Source organism: Algibacter lectus, from assembly GCF_004368925.1.
GTDB classification, from domain to species: Bacteria; Bacteroidota; Bacteroidia; order Flavobacteriales; family Flavobacteriaceae; genus Algibacter; species Algibacter lectus.
The window spans coordinates 367,896-390,630 of sequence record NZ_SORL01000008.1 but is presented as its reverse complement, the minus strand read 5'-3'; the positions used below and the strand labels follow the sequence as shown (position 1 = coordinate 390,630).

Sequence of the window (22,735 nt, the reverse complement as noted above, 5' to 3'; positions counted from 1 at the left end):
TTTAATACAGACTTAATAAGTAAATTTGTGCAAAATTGATACGTTGAAGTTAAGTAATTCTGCAAATGCCATAGAAAACCACGATACCATTGTAACCATTGGTACCTTTGATGGTGTGCATATTGGGCATCAAAAAATAGTAAAGCGGTTAATTAATGCTGGAAATTTACAAGGATTAAAATCTGTGGTTCTTACCTTTTTTCCACATCCGCGTATGGTGTTGCAAAAAGATTCTAACATTAAACTTATAAATACAATCGATGAGCGCCATGATATTTTGGAGGCTTTAGGTTTAGATTATTTATTGGTTAAAAAATTTACAATGGATTTTTCTCGCCTTTCGGCAGAAGATTTTGTAAAACAAATACTGGTCGATAAGTTGCATGCTAAAAAAGTAATTATTGGTTACGATCATCGATTTGGCAGAAATAGAAATGCGGATATTAACGATTTAAAAGCTTTTGGAGAGCGCTTTGGTTTTGAGGTTGAAGAAATTTCGGCTCAAGATATAGACGATGTTTCCGTGAGTTCTACAAAAATTAGAACTGCTTTAATAGATGGAGATATTGCCAAAGCCAATAGTTATTTAGGTTATCCATTTATGCTAAATGGAAGTGTAGTAAAAGGCAAAGGTTTGGGGAAGCAACTCGATTATCCTACAGCAAATATTAAAATTGAAGAAGATTATAAGTTGATACCAAAACAAGGTGCATATATAGTAAATGCTACAATTAATAACCAGTTGGTTTATGGTATGATGAATATAGGTGTGAACCCAACAGTTAATGGGAGCAAGCAAACTATTGAAGTTCATTTTTTAGATTTTGATGCCGATCTTTATGATAAAACTCTTCAAATTAATTTATTAGAGCGTATTCGAGATGAAGAAAAATTCGAATCGGTTGAGGCTTTAAAAACACAACTTTCAAAAGATAAAATTTTTACACGCGACTATATTCAAAAGCTACATGGTTAATAATTGGTTGTTTAAACATATAGATAATTCGGCACTTGTTGTATTTCGTATTGTGTTTGGATTACTATGTTTTTTAGAATCGGTTGGCGCCATATTTACTGGTTGGATTACTAAAACCTTAGTAGAACCAAAATTTACATTTTCATTTATTGGTTTCGAGTGGTTGCAACCGCTTCCCGGAAACGGCATGTATTTTTATTACGGCATCATGGGGATTTTTGCCTTGGGCGTTATGCTAGGTTATAAATACCGTTTTAGTATTATAGCCTTTACGTTTATGTGGTCGGCTACATATTTAATGCAAAAATCATCATACAATAACCATTATTATTTATTAATGTTGCTTAGTAGTATTATGGTTTTTATGCCCGCAAATGCCTATGCTTCCATAGATGCTAACCAAAATAGTAGTATTAAGAGTTTTTCAATGCCACAGTGGTGTAAGTTGGTTTTTATACTGCAACTACTTATTGTTTACACTTACGCATCGGTTGCTAAATTTTATCCCGATTGGTTAGATACTACGGCTGTTGAGCTTTTAATGCGTGGTAAAAAGAATTTTGTTTTAGTTGGTGAATTGCTTCAACAAAAAACGGTGCATTATTTTCTGGCCTACGGAGGTATTTTGTTTGATGGATTAATAATTCCGTTATTACTTTTCAAGCCTACAAGAAAGTATATGTTTTTTGCATCTATATTTTTTCATTTGTTTAATGCGGTTGTTTTTCAAATCGGAATCTTTCCTTTTTTATCTTTAGCGTTTTCCCTTTTCTTTTTTGAAGCTGAAACGGTTAGGAACATATTTTTAAAAAAGAAGCCTTTATATGTTCAAGGCGCTGTATTTCTTCCGAAGAGAAAAACGTTTTTAATAGGTTTGTTTTCAGTATATTTTTTAATTCAAGTGGCATTACCGTTACGTCATCATTTTATTGAAGACAATGTGCTCTGGACGGAAGAAGGTCATCGATTATCTTGGCGTATGATGCTAAGAGTTAAGCACGGCAGTACCTCTTACGTTGTTGAAAATAAAAAAACAGGAAAACGATTTGTTGTTAAGTTGAACGATTATTTAACCGTAAAACAAAAACGATCGGCAAGTACTAAGCCCGATGTTATGTGGCAGTTTGCACAACGACTAAAAGAAGAATATCGCGAAAAAGGTGAAGACATTGCAGTCTATGTAAATTCTAAAGTGAGCATAAACGGCAGGAAATATCAACTTTTTATAGATCCTAAAGTTGATTTGGCAAGCTTAGGGTGGAGTGCTTTTAAACATAATGATTGGATTTTAACTTCCAATTTACAAGCTAAGTAAGTGGCGCTGTTTACTTTTAATTGTCACGAATAAGAGATTAGAACTTATTCGTGAAATTCGTTGCTACTAACCCCTCAAAATAATTCCCAATTCCCTAAATTTGTTGCTTAAATTTTCAGCACATGTTACAAGTACCTTTTATTAAAGAAAACAAAGATTTGGTTATTAGTCGTTTGGAAAAAAGAAACATCGACGCCACCAGCATGATTAACGACGTTATTGCGCTAGATGAAGATCGTAAACGCATCCAGACGGAATTAGACAATACGCTAGCCGAATCGAATTCCCTTTCTAAAGAAATTGGAAACTTGTATAAATCCGGACAGGCTCAAAAGGCAAATGTTTTAAAAGAAAAAACGAGCCAACTAAAAGAGGCTTCAAAAGAATTTAGTGATACGTTGAATACTACGGTAGAAGCTTTAGCGCAATTACTATATAAAATCCCTAATGTACCTAATGAAACGGTGCCTAAAGGAAGTACTGAAGATGATAACGAAGAGATTTTTAAAGAAGGCGAAATTCCTGTATTACACGATGGTGCATTGCCACATTGGGAGCTTGCTAAGAAATATGATATTATAGATTTTGAACTTGGAAATAAAATTACAGGTGCAGGATTTCCAGTATACAAAGGTAAAGGCGCGCGTTTACAACGTGCTTTAATTGCTTACTTTTTAGACAAAAATACAGCAGCTGGATATACAGAATATCAGTTACCACTTTTAGTGAACGAAGCCTCTGGTTTTGGAACTGGCCAATTGCCAGATAAAGAAGGGCAAATGTACCACGTTGGAGAAGATAACTTATACCTAATTCCAACAGCAGAGGTGCCAGGAACTAATATTTTTAGAGATACCATTCTTGATGAAAGTGAATTACCTATCGGCATTACAGGTTATACACCTTGTTTTAGACGTGAAGCTGGTAGTTATGGCGCTCATGTTCGTGGTTTAAATAGACTACACCAGTTTGATAAAGTTGAAATTTTACGTGTAGAACATCCATCAAACTCTTATAAGGCTTTAGATGGCATGGTAGAGCATGTTAAGGGTATTCTTCAAGAGTTAAAATTACCTTATAGAATTTTAAGACTTTGTGGTGGGGATTTAGGTTTTACATCGGCGTTAACTTTCGATTTTGAATTGTTTTCTACAGCACAAGACCGTTGGTTAGAAATTTCGTCTGTATCGAATTTTGAAACGTTTCAAGCAAATCGATTAAAACTTCGATTTAAAAATACTGAAGGTAAAAATGAACTTGCACATACTTTAAACGGAAGCTCATTAGCTTTGCCTAGAGTTCTTGCAGGTATTTTAGAAAATTACCAAACAGAAGAAGGTATTGTAATTCCTGAAGTACTTCAATCTTATACAGGTTTCAAAATAATTGATTAGTAGTAAGTTATAGTTGAAAAATAGGTTAATTCCTACTTTTTAACTGTATTTTATCGATGAAATACATGAAAAGTTAGTTTTTGTGTGGATATTCTGTGGTTTTCTTTGCTTTTTCGAAATTATTTTTGACTTTAGCATAACCAATCTACCAAAACCTACTCAATCATGAAAAATTTTATGCGTATTTTATTACTTGCCGCACTTGCTTTTGTAGCGAGCCAGGTGTTATTTTCTGATTTTGAAATAGTAAAAACTGAAAATAAAATTGCGGCAATAGTAAACGAGTAGATTTTATACTATTTAAAATCGTAAAATTAATCAACCCAAACAGCATGTAGATCATGTTGAACTTGTCCCCAATTAAATATGATCTAGTTTTTGACTTGACAAAACGTTAATATAGAACTTTATTTTTGGTTGGTTATGCCCGAATTTTATTCGGGCATTTTTATGCGGTATACTCAAATTCGTATTAACAGATATTCAGTGTTATAAATTCTAAAAGTATTGAATTTTTAAAAAAAAACTCAATACCGTTTTCAGTAAGTATAAACATGACTTTTGCACACCGTTTAGTATGGGTTATACTAGGTACAGAATCATCTAGATTTAATCTTATTTTCCCTGCATAGTTGTCGTAATCTGTACTAGCTGTTATGGCTGTAGATGAGGGCGTTATAGGTTTTTAAGAAAAGGCCATGCCGGAATATGCCAAAAATAGGGGTAGTAGCTTTTTTTTTCACGTTAGACTTGGTCAGTTAATGTTCGTTAGGCGTATTTTACTTAATTATCATTTTTTTTGTAATTGTAGAATGGTCTGTTTCAATAGTGAAAATATAAACACCTAAAGTTAAATTAGCAGGTAAGGTTATATTTTTATCAGAAGAATTAAGTAGTTCGCTCAATACGTTTTGCCCTAAAATATTAGTACCTGTGATGTTTTCAATTGAAAAATTATCAGGGTTGGTTATATGTATTGCAGCATCTGAAGGATCGTAATAGATGCTAATAATGTCTTGAGTAATCTCATTATCTGAAATACCTAAAGTATTTGTAGGTTTAGCGAATACAATTTCAAATCTATTAGCAGTAATACCTTCTTCAACTGAAGTGGTGTAGCTTGAGTTTTCTAATAAATCGTGATACGTTTGCGTTAAATTATCTTTTAAGTATAATTCAAAACCGTCCGTAGGGTATTTTAACTCTGCTAAACTAATTACAACTTCACCAGCTGTTTGTGTTTTTACAGAAAGTGGTAATGCGGTTGTTTCAGAAGCTTCATCTATACCTTGAATTACAAAACTGTTGTCGCCAATAGTCCAGAACATATCTTCTTCATTGTCTTCAATTAAAGGTGCATCGTAACCTCTGTCAATTTGTAAAGTTGCGTTTTCGTCTATAGTCGTCAATAATTGTCTCGTGTATCCGTCGGGCGAGTTATAGTTTAAACGTAGTTTGGTACGCAAATCTTCTAAGCTAGAGTCTGTTGCAGCTGTTGTAGTTTTTTTGGCTGTTCCTCTCACGAATAAAGATGTTGTACTGCTTGCTTCTGTCTCGAAAATACGTTGGTTATTATTAAACGTTACATTTCCTCCTGATGTTGCTTTAACAAAAAATCCTTGACCTACTGGAACATATCGTGCAGGGGTTTTCGTTGATGAACCAGTTTGGGCTACATCGGCATCTGGTGTTGCCTTTGCTATAGTTGGAACACCTCCTGAATAATTGTATGTTGCGTAACCACCTTCATAATTTTTTAATATATGAGAATTGCCTCCGTAATGTTCCCAGAAATAAAGTGTGCCGTCTAAGTGTGGATTGTCATTTATAAAAGCATGGGCATCAATAGCAGAAGGGTATGGGTTTCCTACTAAAGACGCATTGCCAGCAGTAATAGGAAGTGCTATTGTACCGTTGTTTGGTTTACCTTGGAATACGTAGTTTTTATCTGTTGATACAGATCCAGTTCCAGGTCCTTTCATGGTATAACCTTCTCCGGCTTTAAGAGTCCCGTTGCTTTTTGTTTGCTCCCAAGCGTAGTAATTATCAAAAGATTTATCGTCAAACTTCCAAATCCAGTAGTCTGCTATTTGTATTGGAGAGGTTGTGTTATTACCATCATAACCGCCTACAAAACTAATAGATCCGGGATTGTTAGCATCTTCACCATCTCTTAAAATACTTGCAACAGTGTAAGTTTCATCTCCATCAATATCAGCATTTGGGTTTGAGGTATGTACTGGTGAAGACCAATAGTTATAAGTGTATAGGTTTTCTGTACCTTGTTGGTCTCTTTCTATTACGCCTGTTGCAACTAACTTACTTTCGTTTGTTTGTATTAATTGCGATTCACCTTGAAGATCGATTGTGCCCTCTAGGTTTAAATACCAACTGTTGTTTAATTCAACATTGTCATTAATTTCTAACTCGATACCAGAATCTACAATTAAACCAAGTGTAGAGTGGTTTACAGAGGTTTCTACGCTATTTTTAATATGTACAATAGACCATGGTTTATTAGTAGTTTCATCTGCTATATCCCAAACATCTCCGTGTAACCAAGTGTTTTTATCAGACCAATCTCCAGGTTGTGTTGTTTCGTATGGAAGTGGCGCTGTTTGAAAATAAATATCTTTGATATTATATAGTCTGGCACCAGAACCAACATCAATAGTTAATGTGGTCGCATCATCTAAAATATCATTTTTTATGATATCCATTTTAAAATACCTTTTTAACGTTGAGCTGAAAGTATTTGATACGTTAATATCTAATGGTATTATCGATCCTTGATTAAATGATTGAAAATCGTTTAGTTCTTGATAAACCATTCTTTGTACTTCTTTCTCGCCAAGTGCTTCGCTAAAAACACGAACTTCGTCTAGTTCTCCATGGAAATAATTACTGTCTATATTTGAAGATTTTCCTATAGTAAAGTTAGAGGTATCTGCATTGATGCTTCCCGTTGTTAAAGGTGTTCCTTGTAGTTCTCCGTTAACATATAATGCCGTTTCGGTAGCACTTGTAGTTGCTGCAACGTGTGCCCAAATACCGTTAGTTATTAAATCTGTTGAGGTTAAAACAGCTGAGCCATTTAGCATAAGTGAAACTGAGTTATCTGAGTTGATAACTAAATAGAAATTACTCTGCCCTGCTACACTTTTACTGGTGTTTAATGAATTGTTTCCTTCAGATTTAACCCAAGCCATAATAGTTCCATTTCCGTTTGGAAGAACATTATCATCTTCTACATAGTCATTTCTTCCATCGAAGAAAAGAGTATAGCTGTCACTTAGGTCTCTTGGTGAGCCATAAACCGTATTGTCTGTATCGAAAGCATCAAGTATGCCGTCGCCATCTGTATCGGTAGCACCATCGATAATACCATCGTTATCTGCGTCTAGGTAAGCGTAAATTTCTAAGTTGTCTATATCGCTCCCGTCTGTAGTGTTATTACTAGCATCATTACTATCAATATCTAAATAATCTGGTGTGCCATCAGAATCAGAATCTAAAGGAGTATCATAAGTAGACGTTCCATGATCTGCACTATCTGTATCTGTATCATTTCCATCGGCTATGTATAAAATGCCATCACCATCAAAAGTATCATTAGCTATAGCATCTCCGTTTGTGTCATATATTTGGCGGTCTTGTCCATCACCATTTCCATCACCATCAATATCAATATCTCCTTTATTATCATATTCAACAGCGTCAAAAATACCATCGTTATCAGAGTCTAAGTCTAAATAATCAGGAACGCCGTCACCATCGTTATCGTATTTTGGATCGGTTAAATCAATAGGAGTTCCTAAAGAACCTGTAAAACCAGTCTCTCCTGGATTTCTTCCATCAGCATCTTGATGGTCGTACAAATCCATTAATCCATTATTATTAATATCGACCCAAGTATTAATACCAGAATCATTATTAACAGTTGCGTCTTTATCTGTGTCTGGCAATTGAAGCTCTACAACGTTAGGTATACCATCATCATCATTATCAAGGTCTACAGCATCTTCTACTCCATCACTATCTAAATCACACAATGTTTGTTTTACAAAAATATCGTCGATAGCTAAATCGTTACCTAATCCTCCTGGGCTCTCATTCGTTAATCTAACAGTAAATTGAGTGTAAGGCGATGAAAACGATGCACTAACATCAATCCAGTCACCAGTTGTATAATTGGACGTTGGTGGGATTAAGCCTGTTGAAGTCGATGTAATTAATGCGCCTGTAGGATCTATAATTTCGATTAAAACAGAAGGCTTTTGTCTTGAATTTACATTCGATAGATCTGCTCTATCTAAGTTTATTGCAGAAAAACCATAGGTAATATCTACACTAGAAGTAACACCTGTAATAGTTGTTTCATAAAAAACACCAGGATCATCTTCGGCATTAAACATAGCCATTCTTCCGTTGGTATCGCTAGGTGTGTGATCTAAACCAGGGTACCAAACCTGATCGGCCCAACTAGCAACCTCTCCATTAGGTGTTTGGTTTGTGCCATCTCCATTTGCAGCTTGGTAATATACAGTATATTCACCATCATTTAAATCAGGAGAGCTATTGCAAGATCCAAAACCATCTTCCCAGCAGTATGCCACACCATCAATAGTGCCTCTATCTGTACCCGTTCCGAAATCTTCAAATAAAAAGATAACGTCGGTAGTATTAGCAATTGGGTTTGTTACGCAAGAGGTTTGTTCGTATAAGTCTGGTAATCCATCATTATCATCGTCTAAATCAATATTATCAGCCACACCATCTCCATCAGTATCGAGAAAGGTTTGTGCTCCTTCACCTTCTACGGCAAAAGTAAATGGATTTTCATCTGTATCATTCGATAATATGGAAACTACAGCACTAGAAGACCCTATGGTATCTGGATCGAAAGCTATGGTAAATGTTGTAGATTGACCAGGCGTTAACGTTGTTTGTGCTGGCTGTGTTTGCACCGTAAAAGCTGTAGAGCCTGTTGTGCTTACATATGGTGTTTGTAAAATTAAATCTGCTGAACCTACGTTTTCTATAACATAATCTTTAGTTATAGCTCCAGAATTAATATCGTAAACACCAAAATTGGTGTAATTATCACTAGAGGTTGTTGTGCTACCAGAAATAATATTATTACTGTTTCCTGATACTTGAATTTCTTCGGTTGGAGAAGTGTTTTGTGCAATTACGGTGTAATCTTCAAATTCTCCGGAAGCGTAGTTTATATCACAGGATAATTTGGATGTTCTAAGGTCACTAATTAATGCTACTCGCATTTTAATATTTCCAGAGGCAATGCTAGAGGGTATATCAATGCTAATAGGTACAGTTACGCTGTTCATTCCTGTAACATCGAATTCAAATTCTTCACCAGAATCTTCTAAGTCTCCGTTTTTGTTAAAATCTAACCAAACAAAAAGCTTTGCTGTTGTATTATAATTATTCAGCATTACAGTTACATCACCTGCAACAGTAGAACCTGCATTAACATTGGCTATTTCTGTAGGGTAATTTGTGTAAGCACCTCCGGTTCCTGATGTTGAGTTATTAATGTTTTCAAAATCAACATTAGTTATATAGTAAGTGTTCCAGTTTCCTATATTGCTAGGAACACAATATGTAGTACTGCTAGAAGTTGTTCCTGAATCTGCCGTTAAAAACACATCATCTATATATATAGCTTCATGCCCTCCATTATCTGTAATTAATTCTAATTCAAATTTAAAGTTTGATGCTGTATCTGGAATATTTAAAGTATAAGTATTAGCTTCTCCAGTACCATTGTTTGATGGAGAGCCAAAGTTAACTTCACCGTTACCTCCTTGTATTAAAGTAACTCTTGTAGAAATTCCATCTATATAATAGATTAAATCTAATTTATCATTAGCGCTTAGTAGATTGTTAGAAGCATAGCCAATAGAGAAATCTACATCTGTATAACTTGTAATATCTATTTGATTAAAAGATAAAGATTCTGTGTCGGTCCACCAATCTTCTAGAGCTAAACTTGTCCCTGGAGAAATAAATTTGTCGTTTGTATAATATATATAACCATTGTTCGCATAAGCTGTATAGCCCCAAGAATCATCTGACATGAGAGTAGGTGTTGCAGACTTAAAATCTCCAGAACTATTACTTCGTATTACAATAGTGTCATCTGTATTTTCAAACTCATTTTTAACAATAGTGGTTTGAGAAAACACTTGAAAAGAATACAAAAATATAAAAGAAACAATAATCCTTAGACGGATTGAGCCTAGGTTGGCTATTAAGTAGGTTGGTTTCATTAGTTTACTATTTTAGTAGCGAGGGAGCTATTTTAATATTTGGGGGTTGTGGTTTTAATTTTTTTAGTGTCCACAAAAACACATATTGTTTGTCTGTATTTTTTTACAAGCTTACATTAACAGAAAATTTATTGGGGAAACTTTCGATATAATGAAATATTGTTCACAAAATACTTGGCAAGAATAAAATATAATTTAGAGAGTTTATAATAAATTTGTTATAGAACCAAAAACATCGGTAAGTAGTTATAAACTAATGGTAAAGGCTTGTTTTTGTTGGTTTCCGAGCTCGTCTGCAACAGTAATAATATGCTGACCCGCGGTAGGAATAATTGACATTTCGTGTATGTCTTTAGTACTGCCCATATATTGTTCGTCTATCGACCAATAGACAATATGTTCGGGTTTAGAATGTGCAATTTTTAAAATTAAATCGTTTGTTTTTCCATCAAAATCTTTAGGAAGAAAAATTACGCTATTCTTTTTAGGGTAAATAAACTCTATAGAAACGGCATTTTCGCCAAAACAATCAGGCTTAAATTTAGGTAATGGTTTGTAAAATGGGTTTTTAGTTTTGTAGTAATAGCTCATTAATGGAGGTAAAACAAACCAAGATTTATGAGTAATATTACCAATGTCTTCGCACGAGGAATTTACCTGATAAGTTTCATCTTTATTTAAATGAATTAAAACATGATATGGACAAGGTTTGGTTTTTAAACCTGCTAACTGAATGTATTTCTCTTCCGCAGTATCACAATATTGCGATGCACGGTGCCCACTTTGTTTACAGATTGCTACTTTTTTCATTTCATCAAAAGGTTCTGGAAACCAATCGCTGTTAGGTAAGCTTTCAAAAACATCAAACATTATTGGGGCAGCTGCTTGTACACCAACCAAACCAGGGCGACCTTCACCATCGGCATTACCAACCCAAACGCCTACAACGTAATCTTTTGTAGAACCAATAGCCCAAGCATCTCGAAAACCAAAACTAGTACCTGTTTTCCATGCAATTTGTTTTGATCCATCAAAAAACTCCCAACTTTCGTCACTTTCTGGTCGGTTAACTTCCTTTAGGCTTTGGTAAGTTAGGTAGGTAGAAGCGGCATCAAATAGCGTTTTGTCTGTGGTTTGCTTTCCGAAGTTAATTTTAGTTGAAGCTAAAAAAGTAGGTTCGCAAAATTCGTTTGAAAAATAAGTGCTCGAGTTTTCAGAAAAATGATTTAACGTAGAAGATAGTGCGGCGTAACTTTTACATAAATCCCATAGGTTACTTTCTGCACCACCAAGTATAAGCGATAAACCGTAGTGGTTAGCATCGTATTTTAAATCTTTTAATTTTAGAAATTTTAAATATTGATAAAATCTATCTAAACCAAAATCTTGCAACATTCTTACTGCTGGTACGTTTAATGACCTTGATAAAGCACGACTTGCTGGTACGGCACCATCATAAGTTTTATTGTAGTTTTCGGGATTATAACTACCATATTGTGTAGGTACATCGGCCACTAAGGTATTGGGCAGTAAATCGCCAGAATCCAACATGGCAGCGTATAGAAAGGGTTTTAAAATACTACCAGTACTTCTTGGTTTATCAATGATGTCGACATCTTTTTGGTGCGCTCTATCGGTAGGTGTATTGCCAATATAGGCTAGAACTTGCCTTGTTTTTACATCTAAAACTAAAACGGCAGCATTGTAAATTTCGTTTTGACTTAATTTATTATAGTGGTTTTTTACAATGTAGTTTATACGGTTTTGTAATTTAATATCAATAGTGGTTTGTACGCGGGCTCCACTTTGTGTTTGTGCTACTTTTTGTAATAAGTGTGGTGCGGTTTGTGGCAACGGGTAGGGTTTTTGTGGTAAACCTTCGGCAACAGAAAGCTCGTAAGTAAGTGTGTCTATTTTCGAGTTTTCTAGAAGTTTTTTTAATAAGCTATTTCGCTTTTTTAATAAACGTTCTTGGTTTTTTCCTGGGTAAATTAAACTTGGCGCATTGGGTAAAACGGCTAATGTTGCACTTTCTGCCCAAGAGAGGTTGTTGGCATTTCGGTTAAAATACCGCCACGATGCCGCATCGAGACCAACCACATTTCCCCCGAAAGGGGCATTACTAGCGTAATGCGTTAAAATGGTATTTTTAGATGCAGATAACTCTAGGCGTGTCGCCAATATAATTTCAATAATTTTTTCGAAATAGGTTCTACTTTTCCCTTTCCGCGCTAAGCGAATTACTTGCTGCGTAATAGTACTTCCGCCACGTTTTATACCACCAGATTTTAAATTTTCTTTTAAAGCTTTAAAAATTGATATAGGATTAAAACCAGGATGTTTATAGAAATATTCGTCTTCAAACTGAACAATGCAGGTTTTAAATTTATTAGGAATAGAATCGTTATGCGGAAATCGCCATTGTCCGTCTTTTGCAATTTGCGCGCCAAGCAATTGGTTGTTCGAACTCGTAATTACCGTAGCTGTAGGGTCTTTAAATAGTGGGTTGGGTAAACAAAAATAGTAGGCTACTAGAATTAGCGCCACTATTGCCGATTTTACTTTATGTTGTTTTATGTAGTTTAACATGATCATCACTTAAATTATATACTCTAAGCATGTTTGTTTAGATGTAAATTTGCATAATTTTATGATGAATTTTAGTCTGAATTAGCGAAAGCTGTATTCGCGTTCTACCTTACAAATTTTTACATTGTACCAGCTATACCAATTGTTTTTTCCTTTTTGTTGAGCTTCTAAATGGTCCGTTTGGGCTTTCCAGTTTTTTATAGCTTCTAAACTTTTCCAGTAACTTACAGTAATTCCAATTTGGTTTCTAGCGCTATTTATGCCTAAAAAACCATCTTGTTCTTTAGCTAAGGCTTCCATTTTTTCGGCCATAGCGTTGTAGCCTTCGGTATCTTCGTTTAAAGTTGATGTAAAAATAACCGAATAATAAGGTAAATGGTTCATTATAGGAAGATTTAGTTAATTGTAGCGATTTTTTTTACTAATATAGCTATTCGTATTATTTAAAATACGAAGCATAAAGAAAAATAGTAAAGTCATTAAAAAAGAAATTCTAATATTATTTATTTTTTTACTCGCTGTAAAAGCCCAAGCTCAATTGGGGTTTTGTGGTGGTAATTCTGGCGACCCTATTTTTACTGAAACCTTTGGAGTGGGTACAACCAATGCGCCTTTACCTGCCGGAACAACAAGTTATACTTTTGCTAGCGGACAACCAAATGATGGCTCTTATACCTTGTCTAGCAGTACAAACTGGTTTGGTTGGCACAATATTGGCGACCATACACCTGGCGATACTAATGGCCGAAATCTAGTAATTAATGCCGATTTCACTTCTGGTGAATTTTATAGAACAGCCATTAGTGGTTTATGTGAAAACACAACCTATGAGTTTTCGTCTTGGATGATAAATTTACTACCCGCCAACCATAGTTGTGGTACAGGAATACCTATAAATGTAAAGTTCGAAATTTGGGATAGCACCGACACCCAATTATTGGCAAGTGGAGATACTGGCGATATTTTTGGAACATCTAGTCCCGATTGGAGACAATATGCTTTAGTGTTTCAATCTAAACCTGGACAAACTGCTGTTATTTTAAAAATGTTGAATAATGGTGTTGGTGGTTGTGGTAACGATTTAGCTATAGACGATATTGTTTTTAAAACGTGCGGAGACACCGTTATTATAGAAGATACTTTAAATGAAACATATGTTGCCGTTTGTGAAAATAATGTGCCATTCTCGACCGAGTTAAAGGTAACACCCGATTTTTCTATTTTTTCTTCGCATTTTTATCAATGGCAAGAAAGTAGCGACGGTACAACTTGGGTGGATGTTGTTGGTGAAAACACCGATAATTATACCACACCTCCGCTTTTTAATACAACATTTTACAGGGTTAAAGTAGCCGAAGATGCTGTTAATTTAGCTAACGATTCATGTAATTCTACCTCCGATATTTTTGAAGTTCAAATTATTCCGCAACCTAATGCGCCAACTAGTAATGGTGACGTTATGGTTTGCGAAAATGATACAACACCGCTAAGTGTTACTGTACCTTCTGGTGTAACCGTAAATTGGTATTCTGCGGCTACTGGCGGAACTTTATTACAGGCAGATAGTAGAACTTTTAATGCTACAACCAGCGGAATATATTACGCTGAGGCGGAAACCGAAATAGGAAATTGTACCTCTAATACACGAACAGCAGTACAAATTACCTTTTCTGAAATTCCTGATTTTGAAGATGAAACCTTGATGTTTTGCGAAACCGAAACTATAGAATTACATGCCGATACGAATATTTCTACAGCTACGTTTTTATGGAATACGGGCGTTACAAGTGAATTTATAACGGTAGATCAGGCCGGGATTTATACCGTAGATATTACTAATGAAACCTGTACAGTAACAAAAACAATAACGCTTGCGCGGATAGATTTACCTCGTATTAAATCTGTAGAGTCTGTTGGGAAAAGTATTGTGATAACCACTGAAAATACGGGTGATTTTTTATATTCTATTAACGGAAATATATTTCAGCCAAATCCAATTTTCACTAATGTTGAAGGTGGTAATTATACTATTTATGTGAAGCATCAAAATTGTGATACGTTGGTCTATGCGGACTTTATTCACTTTTTTATTCCTAAGTTTTTCACGCCAAACGGTGATGGCGTAAATGATAATTTTGATTTAAAAGGCATTGAGTTTTACCAAACCTCGCAAGTTTCTATTTTCGATAGATATGGAAAGCTTTTAAAATTTTCTAAAAATGCTGCATTTTCATGGGATGGATTGTTTGCAGGGAAGCTTCTTGAAACAGACGACTATTGGTACGTTGTTGAAATTAATTCGCAACAATTTAGAGGGCATTTTACTTTAAAGCGATAAGAAAAAACAAGAGTTGTTTAGTTGTCTGTGTTAAGTTCGTATGTTTTCAGCTCAAGTTGTTCACCATCAAAAACACCATAGGTAAAATATTGAATCCAATCTCCAATATTTAAATAATTAGAGTTGTTACCTAAATCAATATTCATTGGTAAGTGTCGGTGACCAAAAATAAAGTAATCACGATGTTTATCTTCTAGTTTTCGTTTGGCATATTGTACAAGCCATTCGTTTTCTTCTCCTAAAAATGTAGCATCGTCGTCGCCAGAAATAAGTTTGTTTTTAACCGATAAGTATTGTGCAATTCCTACGCCAATATCTGGGTGTAACCAACGGAATAACCATTTAAAAACCGGATTAGTAAACACTTTTTTCATGCGCTTATAACCCTTGTCATATGGGCCTAAACCGTCGCCATGACCAATAAAAAAGGTTTTGTTATTAAAAACAAACTCCTTGGGTTTATGGTAAACTGGTATGTTAAGTTCTTCTTGAAAATAGCCATCCATCCAAAGGTCGTGGTTGCCCACAAAATAATGGATCGGTATTCCAGAGTCTGATATTTCGGCAAGTTTCCCTAAGGTTCTTGTAAAACCTTTTGGGACTACTGTTTTGTATTCAAACCAAAAATCGAATAAATCTCCCATCAAAAATATTACAGCAGCATCATGCTTAATTTCATCTAGCCAAGCCACGAATTTTTTTTCACGTGGATAAGAGGCTTCCTTTGTTGGAGCTCCTAAATGATTGTCTGAGGCGAAATATATTTTTTTTCCTTTTGGAATTTGCATGCTGTAAATATAACTTTTTTAGGAAGAATGTGTGTTGTTGCAATCATCCTCTGTAAACGGATTCTCTGAGCTTTAAGTGTTCTGTATGCGCATCTTAATTATAAAAAGATGAACATACAGATGTTTTTTGATTTTAGTCAAAAAGAGCTTTAAGTTCCGAGGCTTGGCTTGGTTTTATTTTTCCAGCTAATAATAAACTTAATTGTTTACGACGCAAAGCTGCATCAAAACGTTCTTTTTCAAGTTTGGTTTCTGGTTGTACTTCTGGCACAGGGATTGGGCGTCCAGTTTCATCTACGGCAACAAAAGTGTAAATGGCTTCGTTAGCTTTGGCGCGGTCGCCAGATTCGCGATCTTCGATCCAAACATCTAAAAAAACTTCCATTGAGGTTTTAAAGGCGCGAGATACTTTAGCTTCTACTGTTACTACGCTACCAAGTGGTACGGCACGGTTAAAAGCAACGTGGTTTACCGATGCGGTAACCACAATACGACGTGAGTGTCTACGTGCTGCAATGCTGGCTGCGCGGTCCATTCGGGCCAATAATTCGCCACCAAATAAGTTGTTTAACGGGTTGGTTTCACTAGGTAAAACCAAATCTGTCATTATAGTTCTAGATTGTTCAGGTGTTTTTACTTGCATCAAAAATAATTAGGTTTATGATGTGGCAAAGTTAACAATTATGCGAGTAAAAGAACCGCGGTTTTGTAAAAACTACTAGTCTAGTTTTTTTACAAGTAACCAAGCGTCTTTATTGTGCGAAGTTTTAATGTTTTGCAAAGCTTTTCTAGCTTCTGCACGCGTTTCAAAACTAGCGTAAACAACTTGGTGTAAACCGTATTTATTTGTGCCAATTTTACGTGCACTAAAACCATCTGCTTTAAGTTGTGCTACTGTAGTATCACAATTTTCTTCTACTCTAAAAGCACCTGCTACAATATGGAAGTTACCCGTTTGTTTAGAAACGTTTAGCGTTATTGCTGGCAATGGATTTAAATTAAAAGTAGCTTGTTGTATTTTAGTGTCTAACTGCTTTTCTGCTTCTTGTTGTGCTAATTGGTTATGTGTTTCAATTTGATTCACATAAAAATTAGAAGCCACTAAACCTCCAAGTGTTAAAGCAACTACAGCTATTGCAGCATATTTTAAATATGGTCTGCTTTTGCGTTTTTCTGAAGTAACAGTAATTGGTATTACTTTTTCAATGCGTTCAGCTTCTTCTTTGTAAAGCTCACGTGTTACTGCTGGCGATTCAAATTGAGATAATCCAAAAGCATCTGTTAAATAATTTAATTGGTACGATGGCTCGAATGTAATTTTACCTTCAGTATTAAAATCAAGGTCCCCAATATTTTTGAAGTTTACGGTTTTACCATCGCTTAAATTATCTTTTAAAGCAGCAACAAGTTTTGCAATCTTTTTATTTGCAACCTCGAAAGGTATTTTATCTACATCGGCAATATAATGCGCTAATAAACCGTCGTTTTTCTGAATTTGCTCATTAAAAGATAAAACTTTTTTTGGCGGAAAAAACGCGTTTGTAGTTTCGTTTATCGTTGCAGATACAGTTTGTGTTAAAAATGAACCCAACTCAGGGATAGTAACACATTCATATCTATATAGTAAGTCGCTTATGTAGGTATCTAATTGCATAGATACAAAGTTAGAAAATTATAGTTTTCGATAAAATTTATCGTGATGTTTTTATTAACAGATTAAAAATTCTTTTATTGTAGATTGAAATTAAGCCTTTTACGATGACAGAAAATGACTTGCTTTACGCTCTAGCCTTACAACATGTGCCCAATATTGGAGATATTACGGCAAAAAGACTCATTTCTCATTGTGGTTCTGCGGAAGCTGTTCTAAAAGAAAAGAGAACAAATTTACTTAAAATTGATGGTGTTGGTCAGGTTATTTTAGAAGGTTTGGCTAAACCACATCATTTAAAAGAGGCTGAAAAGGAAATGCGCTTTATTGAAGAGAATAATATTAAAGTCTCATATTTTGAGAATATAGATTATCCCGAAAAGCTAAAGCACTGTATTGATGGACCAATTTTATTATTTCAATCTGGAAATATTGATTTAAAGAAGCAGCACTTAATTAGTATTGTTGGTGCTCGAAAAATTACCACTAATGGTATTGCTTTTTGCGAAAAATTGGTTGAAACCCTTAAACCATATAATCCGGTTATTATTTCGGGTTTTGCATATGGAACCGATATTACTGCACATAAAGCAGCTATAAAACATGGTTTGCAAACCGTGGCATGTTTGGCACATGGTCTGGATCAAATTTACCCAAAAGTACATAAAAAGTATATGGTAGATATGGAGAAAAATGGTGGCTTTTTTACCGATTTTTGGAGTACTGATAATTTTGATAGAAATAATTTTTTAAAGAGAAATCGTGTTATCGCGGGTTTAAGTGAAGCAACTATTGTAATAGAATCGGCAGAAAAGGGTGGGAGTTTAGTAACCGCAGATATTGCGAACTCTTATAATCGGGATGTGTTTGCAGTACCAGGCCGTACCACTGATAGCCAAAGTGTGGGCTGTAATAATTTAATTAAACAGCAACGTGCACACATGCTCACTACCCCTTTAGACGTGCCCTATATTTTAAATTGGCAATTGCAAGATGCTCAAAAACCAGCCATACAAAAACAATTGTTTGTAGAGTTGGACACTACCGAAAAAGTGATTTATAATTATTTAAAAGAAAACGAAAAACAGCAGTTAGATATTATAGCTATTAATTGTAATTTGCCTATTTTTAAAGTAGCCGGCATTTTGTTAAACATGGAGTTGAAAGGTGTGGTACGACCACTACCTGGTAAATTGTTTGAGATTCTTTAAAACATAACCGCTGTTACTGTTAATCGATTTAATCATATAAAACGAGTATTAAAATTAAGGCCTTTTTGGTCTCATTTCATTAAAAAACTAAAATGCTGCAAGTCAATAATATTTCTTTTTCTTATCAAAAAACAGAGATTTTAAAAAATATTTCTTTTTCAGTAAAAGCAGGAGAACAGCTTTCTATTATTGGAGAAAGTGGTTCTGGTAAAAGCACGCTTTTAAAATTGCTTTATGGTGAATTCGATTTAAATTCAGGACGCCTTTTTTGGCGAGACACTGAAATTCTTGGTCCTAAATATAACTTGGTAGTTGGTTACGATTTTATGAAGTATGTAGCGCAAGAGTTCGATTTAATGCCTTTTACCTCGGTTGCCGAAAATATAGGTGCTTTTTTATCTAACTTTTATCCTGAAGAAAAACAAGAACGCATTAAAGAATTGCTTGAAGTTGTAGAACTTACTGCTTTTGCGAAAGTGAAAGTGAAAACCTTAAGTGGCGGACAAAAACAACGTGTTGCTTTGGCTAGAGCTTTGGCTAAAGAACCTGAAATTATGTTGCTAGACGAACCGTTTAGTCATATTGATAACTTCAAAAAACAGTCTTTACGCCGTAATGTTTTTAAATATTTAAAACTGAAAAATATTGCTTGTGTTGTTGCCACCCACGACAAAGAAGATGTATTAGGTTTTGCTGATAGAATGTTAATTTTAAATAACCATGAAGTAGAAGAGGAAGGCGCTCCCGAAGATCTTTTTGAAAACCCTAAAACACCTTTAATAGCATCATTTTTTGGAGAGTTTAATGTTATAGATAATAAAATTATTTATGCTCATCAGCTTGAAGTGGTTGAAGATTCTAGTTTGAAAGTTAGAGTGAAACAAACTTATTTTAAAGGCCATTATTATTTAATAGGAGCTGATTTAAATGGAGAGCTGGTGTTCTTTGAGCATAAAAAACCTCTTGATGTAGATACTGAGGTTTGCCTTGTGATTAACTAGATTAAAACAAAAAAAGAATGAAGATTATGGGGGCAATCGTCACTCTTTTTTTGTTGATAATAGGTTAAAATTAATATAGGTTTAGTAAGGTAGATTTATGTTTTCTTCTTCTTAATTTTTTTTCTTTTATTCTGTATTACTATTCGTGTAATCGATTAATGATACTGTAAAAGTAAATAAAGGGCACGTTTATTCGGTTAGGGCATTGCCCTATATTAAAAGGGTGATTTTCCTGTTTTTTTGTAAAAATTTTAATAATAAAGTATTGGGCGTGCGCTTTATTTGTTTCATTCTATTTCTTTATTTTTGGTTACGTATTGAGCTTAGCGCTATTATTCACAAAGAAGAAACTTACAAATGAAAACTATAAAAAATATTATTTTCGATTTAGGCGGTGTTATTTTGAATTTAGATGTTCCGAAAACCATTAGTGAATTGCAGACTATTGGAATTGATAATATTGTGAATAAAACAGGACACCATTACGAGTATTCGTTTTTTTATGATTTTGAAATAGGTAAGATTTCTAAAGAAGAGTTTCTCGAGGCTTTATTTAAATTATCGAGTAAAGCACCAAATCATGAAGCTATTAAAGTCGCTTGGAATGCTATGATTTTAGATATGCCAAAAGCGCGTATTGCATTTATAGAAAGTTTAAAAGGAAAGTATAATCTTTATCTTTTGAGTAATACAAATGCTATTCATCAGAAGCATTTTTTAGATGAATTTGAAACTGCAAATGGTTATAAATTCAATAATTTGTTTACAAAAGCATATTATTCACACGAAGTAAAGATTAGAAAACCAGATGCAGGTATTTTTAATTTTCTTTTGAAGGATAGCAATTTAAAACCGGAAGAATCTATTTTTATTGATGACTCGATTGATAATATCAAGGCTGCGGAGAACTTAGGTATACAGACTTTCCATGTAAAAGATTATAATTTACTGTCTGATTTTGCGAGCCAAGTATTATAATACCGATTTTATTTTAAAATTTTGCACTCTAAATGTAATAGCGTCGTTAATTGTTTTGCCCATTAATAATATACCAATGGGTGTGTTAGGAGATATGGCGTAGAATTTTTGATTGTTGTACGTTAACTCGCCAGCACTAATTGCGATATAATAATTAGCTTGATTAGTATAAATTACACTGCCTAAACCTACTGTTTGTGATGTTGTTGATACATCAATTTTAGAAAGGGCTACTTTGGTTTTGTTAATTTCGGCTAATTGATTTCCTGCTTTTTCACGTTCTAATTGCAACATAGCTCGGCCTGTTTCGTGCTTGTCGCCTGCGCTACTTTTGGTTTCGGAAGTTAAAGATTCCTGGATTTCGTTAATGGTATTTTGTATGGTTTGGAATCTAGAATCTATAGACTCTAAACAGAGGTTAAATAAGTTTTGCTTAATGTCTAATGCTTCTTTCATGAGGTTTTGCGTATTCCGGGCGACTAAAATAATGTATTTTTATTGTAATAATGAAGATGCTTATAGGGTTTTGTAAATACCGTAGTTGTTATGATAAATGGATTGTTTTTTTTCAATAAAACGGCTGTGTCTTGTTAATTTACTGTTTTTTGATGTAGCCTAAATTTGCGTTAGGGATTGATGCGGCATCCTTTTTTTATGCTAAAAAGACCTACAAGTTTGTTGTGAAGCCTTTTATTTGATGTAAAAAAATAGTGATAGTTTATGATATGGAATTGCACAAATAAAGATATAGCGGAAAGCCCGACCCTTGTGGTAACGCCCGAATAATATGCTGATTTTTAAGCAAAAAAAACTCCGAAAATGATTTCCGGAGTTTTAAATATTTATTCTTCAATTTGTTTTTGCATTACAAAATCGTCCATGAAGGCCGTGGTATAGTTACCTGCCAAATAATCTGGATGATCCATTAATTGTCTATGGAACGGGATAGTTGTTTTGATGCCTTCGATAACGAATTCATCTAACGCACGTTTCATTTTGTTAATGGCTTCTTCTCTAGTTTGCGCTGTTGTAATTAACTTTGCAATCATAGAATCGTAGTTTGGTGGGATAGCATAACCTGCGTAAACATGAGTGTCTAAGCGTACACCATGGCCTCCTGGCGCGTGTAGTGTAGTTATTAATCCTGGTGAAGGTCTAAAGTTGTTAAATGGATCTTCAGCATTGATACGACATTCTATAGAGTGTAATTTTGGTGTGTAGTTTTTACCTGAAATTGGCACGCCTGCAGCTACTAAAATTTGCTCACGAATTAAATCAAAATCGATTACTTGCTCTGTAATTGGGTGTTCTACTTGGATACGAGTGTTCATTTCCATGAAGTAGAAGTTACGGTGCTTATCCACTAAGAATTCTATTGTTCCTGCGCCTTCGTATTTAATGTATTCTGATGCTTTTACAGCAGCTTCTCCCATTTTTTTACGTAAAGCTGTCGTCATGAATGGCGATGGAACTTCTTCTGTTAATTTTTGATGACGACGTTGGATTGAGCAGTCTCTTTCTGATAAGTGACAGGCTTTACCGTTAGAATCGCCTACAATTTGGATTTCGATATGGCGAGGCTCTTCAATAAGCTTCTCCATGTACATATCGTCATTTCCAAAGGCTGCTTTAGATTCTTGTCTAGCAGAATCCCAGGCATCTTTAAGATCTTCTGGTTTAAAAACGCCACGCATACCTTTACCACCACCACCGGCAGAGGCTTTTAACATTACAGGGTAGCCAGTTTCTTCGGCTATACGTATGCAATCTTCAAAGGTTTCAATAATACCATCACTTCCTGGTACGCAAGGTACACCGGCAGCTTTCATGGTTTCTTTAGCATTTGCTTTATCTCCCATTCTATCAATCATCTCTGGAGATGCACCAATGAATTTAATACCGTGTTCTTCACATATTTTAGAAAACTTAGCGTTTTCTGATAAAAAACCGTATCCTGGGTGAATGGCATCTGCGTTTGTTATTTCTGCCGCAGATATAATATTTGACATTTTTAAGTAAGACTCGCTACTTGCTGCTGGGCCAATACATACGGCTTCGTCTGCAAATTTTACGTGTAAACTTTCGGCATCTGCAGTAGAGTATACGGCAACCGTTTTTATGCCCATTTCTTTACAGGTTCTGATAACACGTAGTGCTATTTCCCCTCTATTGGCAATTAATATTTTTTTAAACATATCTTT

Annotated in this window: 16 protein-coding genes; 8 read left to right on the top strand and 8 right to left on the bottom strand. The window is 34.7% G+C overall.

Features of this window, described 5'->3' with window-relative positions:
- The first annotated feature begins 43 nt into the window (after window positions 1-43).
- From DFQ06_RS10085 to DFQ06_RS19610, 4 genes are all read left to right on the top strand, one after another.
- A complete protein-coding gene (locus DFQ06_RS10085) occupies window positions 44-976 on the top strand; it encodes a bifunctional riboflavin kinase/FAD synthetase (RefSeq protein WP_042502399.1) in 933 nt (310 codons plus the stop codon).
- Window positions 969-2,291: an HTTM domain-containing protein gene (locus tag DFQ06_RS10080; protein ID WP_133967513.1), complete on the top strand. Its 1,323-nt coding sequence runs from the start codon at window positions 969-971 to the stop codon at window positions 2,289-2,291. The genes DFQ06_RS10085 and DFQ06_RS10080 overlap by 8 nt, the downstream gene beginning before the upstream one ends.
- 122 nt (window positions 2,292-2,413) lie before the next feature.
- Entirely contained in the window at window positions 2,414-3,685 is a 1,272-nt protein-coding gene (gene serS / locus DFQ06_RS10075; RefSeq protein WP_133967511.1) for a serine--tRNA ligase, read from the top strand.
- A gap of 165 nt (window positions 3,686-3,850) precedes the next feature.
- Window positions 3,851-3,973 (top strand): hypothetical protein, encoded by a 123-nt coding sequence (locus DFQ06_RS19610; protein WP_262480557.1) that lies wholly within the window; start codon window positions 3,851-3,853, stop codon window positions 3,971-3,973.
- A gap of 491 nt (window positions 3,974-4,464) precedes the next feature.
- On the opposite strand, the gene DFQ06_RS10070 is transcribed toward DFQ06_RS19610, so the two are convergent.
- From DFQ06_RS10070 to DFQ06_RS10060, 3 genes are all read right to left on the bottom strand, one after another.
- Window positions 4,465-9,978, bottom strand: coding sequence for a LamG-like jellyroll fold domain-containing protein (locus DFQ06_RS10070; RefSeq protein ID WP_133967509.1), 5,514 nt, complete (start codon window positions 9,976-9,978; stop codon window positions 4,465-4,467).
- Between the two features lie 246 nt (window positions 9,979-10,224).
- On the bottom strand, window positions 10,225-12,567 hold the full coding sequence (pbpC, locus tag DFQ06_RS10065) for a penicillin-binding protein 1C (RefSeq protein WP_394345341.1): 2,343 nt from the start codon (window positions 12,565-12,567) through the stop codon (window positions 10,225-10,227).
- Window positions 12,568-12,648: 81 nt separating this feature from the next.
- On the bottom strand, window positions 12,649-12,951 hold the full coding sequence (locus tag DFQ06_RS10060; RefSeq protein WP_042496082.1) for an antibiotic biosynthesis monooxygenase family protein: 303 nt from the start codon (window positions 12,949-12,951) through the stop codon (window positions 12,649-12,651).
- Window positions 12,952-13,105: 154 nt separating this feature from the next.
- Between DFQ06_RS10060 and DFQ06_RS10055 the strand changes: the two genes are divergently transcribed.
- Window positions 13,106-14,905 (top strand): T9SS type B sorting domain-containing protein, encoded by a 1,800-nt coding sequence (locus tag DFQ06_RS10055; protein ID WP_133967505.1) that lies wholly within the window; start codon window positions 13,106-13,108, stop codon window positions 14,903-14,905.
- 17 nt (window positions 14,906-14,922) lie between these two features.
- Here the strand turns inward: DFQ06_RS10055 and DFQ06_RS10050 are convergent, their stop codons facing one another.
- The 3 genes from DFQ06_RS10050 to DFQ06_RS10040 form a co-directional block, all read right to left on the bottom strand.
- On the bottom strand, window positions 14,923-15,693 hold the full coding sequence (locus tag DFQ06_RS10050; RefSeq protein WP_133967503.1) for a UDP-2,3-diacylglucosamine diphosphatase: 771 nt from the start codon (window positions 15,691-15,693) through the stop codon (window positions 14,923-14,925).
- A 133-nt stretch (window positions 15,694-15,826) separates the two neighbouring features.
- The gene (locus DFQ06_RS10045) at window positions 15,827-16,336 is read right to left on the bottom strand and encodes an acyl-CoA thioesterase (RefSeq protein WP_074936743.1); all 510 of its coding nucleotides are present in this window, start codon (window positions 16,334-16,336) and stop codon (window positions 15,827-15,829) included.
- A 75-nt stretch (window positions 16,337-16,411) separates the two neighbouring features.
- Window positions 16,412-17,347: an HU domain-containing protein gene (locus DFQ06_RS10040; protein WP_133967501.1), complete on the bottom strand. Its 936-nt coding sequence runs from the start codon at window positions 17,345-17,347 to the stop codon at window positions 16,412-16,414.
- Window positions 17,348-17,451: 104 nt separating this feature from the next.
- Between DFQ06_RS10040 and dprA the strand changes: the two genes are divergently transcribed.
- The 3 genes from dprA to DFQ06_RS10025 all read left to right on the top strand — a co-directional run bounded on the left by dprA (window position 17,452) and on the right by DFQ06_RS10025 (window position 20,534).
- Entirely contained in the window at window positions 17,452-18,555 is a 1,104-nt protein-coding gene (gene dprA, locus DFQ06_RS10035) for a DNA-processing protein DprA (protein WP_074936748.1), read from the top strand.
- Window positions 18,556-18,647: 92 nt separating this feature from the next.
- Entirely contained in the window at window positions 18,648-19,556 is a 909-nt protein-coding gene (locus tag DFQ06_RS10030) for an ABC transporter ATP-binding protein (protein WP_133967499.1), read from the top strand.
- 357 nt (window positions 19,557-19,913) lie between these two features.
- Complete coding sequence (locus DFQ06_RS10025) at window positions 19,914-20,534, top strand: HAD family hydrolase (protein WP_042496075.1); 621 nt, start codon at window positions 19,914-19,916, stop codon at window positions 20,532-20,534.
- On the opposite strand, the gene DFQ06_RS10020 is transcribed toward DFQ06_RS10025, so the two are convergent.
- Both DFQ06_RS10020 and accC read right to left on the bottom strand, forming a co-directional pair.
- The gene (locus DFQ06_RS10020) at window positions 20,529-20,990 is read right to left on the bottom strand and encodes a 3-oxoacyl-ACP synthase (RefSeq protein WP_042496072.1); all 462 of its coding nucleotides are present in this window, start codon (window positions 20,988-20,990) and stop codon (window positions 20,529-20,531) included. The genes DFQ06_RS10025 and DFQ06_RS10020 overlap by 6 nt on opposite strands.
- A gap of 386 nt (window positions 20,991-21,376) precedes the next feature.
- Window positions 21,377-22,729, bottom strand: a complete 1,353-nt coding sequence (gene accC, locus DFQ06_RS10015; RefSeq protein ID WP_074936753.1) for an acetyl-CoA carboxylase biotin carboxylase subunit — start codon at window positions 22,727-22,729, stop codon at window positions 21,377-21,379.
- Window positions 22,730-22,735: the final 6 nt, after the last annotated feature.